The following is a 2,765-nucleotide window of genomic DNA, read 5'->3' on the forward strand; positions in this document are numbered from 1 at the left end:
ATGGCCCCAAGGAAATCGCCGATGCTCAAAATGACCGCCGTAACGATGGCGCCCTGGAGAGCCGGCTTGAACTTGCCGAAGTCAAAAAGGCTCCCCACCAGCAGCACTATGATAGCCGGGTAAACCAGCATGAGCCAGGGAACGGTGTAGCCGACGATCTTGCCGAGGCCAATCGTCCCTATACCGAAGCCCACAACGCTGGAGGCGGCGACGATGGCCTTGTACTGCAATTTACCGCCGGACATCTCCTGGAAGACGTCGCCGGCGGTGGAGGTGAGCCCCACGGAGGTGGTGAAGCAGGCGAAGGCCAAAAGCAGCGCGAAGACCGCCTTGCCCACCCCTCCAAGCACTCCTTCGGCGATCAGGACCGTGTAGACGCCTATATCGGCCTCGGGGAAGACGGTGGCGGCCGTGGCGCCCAGGTAGGTGATGCCCGTGGACGTGACCAGGAGCGCCAGGGCGACGGCGGGGCCGATGTAGAAGAGGTTCAGCGTCTGGGCGTCCTTATCGGTGATGCCCCTCATGTGCAGTTCCTTGAGGACCCATCCCCCGAACAGGGCGGCCCCGAGGGCGTTCATGGTGTTGTAGCCGTTGATGACACCATCGGCGAGGGGGTTCTCGCAGCCCGTCGACGGCACCGGGCCGATCGGCGAGACGATCCCCTTGATGATGAGAATGGCCATGAAGATGATCAGTGCCGGTGAGAGAACCTTGCCAAGCCTGTCGATGACCTGGGCCCTGTTGCAGGCCACCCAGTAGTTCAGGATGAAGAACACGGCCAGCGTCGCCACGAGGGGAAAGTTGGGGAAGAAAAGGGCCACCGCCATCTCGTGGGTGGCTGAGGAGACGCGGGGAAGGATGAAGACGGGGCCTATGATCAGCATGCATATCGTGGTGAAAACCACGCCGAAAGCCCTTCCCAGGGTCCGGGAGCTCATCTCGAGAAGGGTCTTCTGCTGCCGCGCCACGGCAAGATAGGCCACCAGGACCCCCAGGCTGTTTATGATCCCGTACCCCATGGCGGCGGTGAACCAGGCCGCCCCGGCGCCCTTGCCCAGGATCGGAGGGAAGATCACGTCTCCCACGCCAAAATGCCCCGAAAAAAGGGCCGCCGAGATAACCGCGAGTGCTCCGAAAGACAATAAATCCGAACGCTTATTCATAACGTACCTACCTCCTTTTTTGCCCGAAGGACGGGCTAGATGATCATGATTATCATTACCACTATTAAGAAGAGATGCATTATTCTACATCCAATATAAAACCTTGGCCAGTCGGAAGCTCAGAAATCGGCACCCTTCCTCGAGGAGAGGCCTTTGCGGAAAGGGTGCCGTATCTCCTTCATCTCCGTCACGAGGTCGGCCATGTCGAGAAAGACCTTCGGGGCGTCTCTCCCCGTGAGGACTACTTCCACGTGAGGAGGTCTTCCCCTGATGGCGCCGGCCGCCTCTTCCGGGTCGACGAGTCCGTAGTCGGCCACGACGTTCATCTCGTCCAGCACGACCAGGTCGTAGAAACCCGAGACCAGGCATTCCTTCGCCAAGGACAGCCCCTTGGCGGCCTCACGGCGGTCCTCTTCGCTCTCCCTGCCCCGGTAGACATATTCCGGAGTGCCGGTGCGCTCATGACGGACGCCGGGCAGGAAGGAGAGCCCGGCTATCTCCCCGTAGAAATCCCAGCCCTTCATGAACTGAATGAAGGCAACCTTCCCTCCGTGGCCGCATACCCTCAGCGCAAGGCCCAGGGCGGCCGTGGTCTTACCCTTCCCGTCGCCGGTGTAGACTTGGACGAGTCCCGGATCGAATATCACTGAAGACCCTCCTTTCGGGCGAACCCGGTCGCTCGCACCCGGAGGTGCTATCGGGAGCCCTATCCATTATCCTTGTTTCTGTGAGCGACGGCCACCGGAGAAAAAAACACGATAAAGGGGTGTCTCGCGATGCGGAAAGTCCCGGCCCTCAGGGAAGGAGATACGGTCGCTTTCGTATCCCCTTCGAGCCAGTCCTCGATGGATTCCATCGAAAAGGCGGTCAAGGTCACCGAAGACATGGGGTTCACGGTCAAACTCTCCAGGAGCTGCTACGAGTCCGAGGGTTACCACGCAGGAACGGACTTCGTCAGGGCCGATGACATCAACAGGGCCTTCCTCGACCCGGAGGTCAGCGGCGTCTTTTGCGTCCGTGGGGGAGACGGCGCCATAAGGCTCCCGCAGCGTTTGAACCTCGACGCCATCTACAGGAACCCCAAGGTCTTCCTCGGATACAGCGACATAACCATCCTCCACCTGGTGCTGAATCGGCCCCGCGGTTTCATGACCTTTCACGGCCCCATGCCCGCCACCGATTTCATCCGCGGCTCCTTTCCCGGTTATGTCCGGGACAGTCTCCTCGGCGCGATCACCGGCGTCGAGCCACCGGGGGAGATAATCCCTTGCGAAGGCGAACCTCCCATGGAAACTCTCGTTCCTGGCACGGCCGAAGGAGAACTGACCGGCGGGAACCTCGCCCTGATCTGCGCCCTGCTGGGGACCCAGTGGGAGATCGACACCAGGGGAAAGATCCTGCTGCTTGAGGACACCGACGAGCCAGTTTTTCGCATCGACAGGATGCTGACCCAGCTGAGGCTGGCCGGGAAGCTGGACGACGCGGCGGGGATCGTGCTGGGCCAGTTCACCCATATTCCTCCCAGGAAGCCGAAGGAATCCTTCACGCTGCCGGAGGTCCTGGAGGCGATCATTGTCCCCGAAGGGAAGCCGACGCTGATAA

The 2,765-nt window shown here is 60.9% G+C and carries 3 protein-coding genes; 1 reads left to right on the forward strand and 2 read right to left on the reverse strand.

Annotated features, from left to right (window positions below; genetic code table 11):
- Both GX108_06480 and GX108_06485 read right to left on the reverse strand, forming a co-directional pair.
- The coding region (locus GX108_06480) for a GerAB/ArcD/ProY family transporter (protein ID NLO56681.1) at positions 1-1,163 on the reverse strand (1,163 nt) is incomplete at its 3' end.
- A gap of 119 nt (positions 1,164-1,282) precedes the next feature.
- Positions 1,283-1,807, reverse strand: coding sequence for a cob(I)yrinic acid a,c-diamide adenosyltransferase (locus GX108_06485; protein ID NLO56682.1), 525 nt, complete (start codon positions 1,805-1,807; stop codon positions 1,283-1,285).
- A 132-nt stretch (positions 1,808-1,939) separates the two neighbouring features.
- On the opposite strand from GX108_06485, the gene GX108_06490 reads away from it, so the two are divergent.
- Positions 1,940-2,765, forward strand: an 826-nt coding sequence (locus GX108_06490) for an LD-carboxypeptidase (protein NLO56683.1), incomplete at its 3' end; no start/stop codon positions are given.

The organism is Thermovirga sp., assembly GCA_012523215.1.
Classification (GTDB): Bacteria; Synergistota; Synergistia; order Synergistales; family Thermovirgaceae; genus 58-81.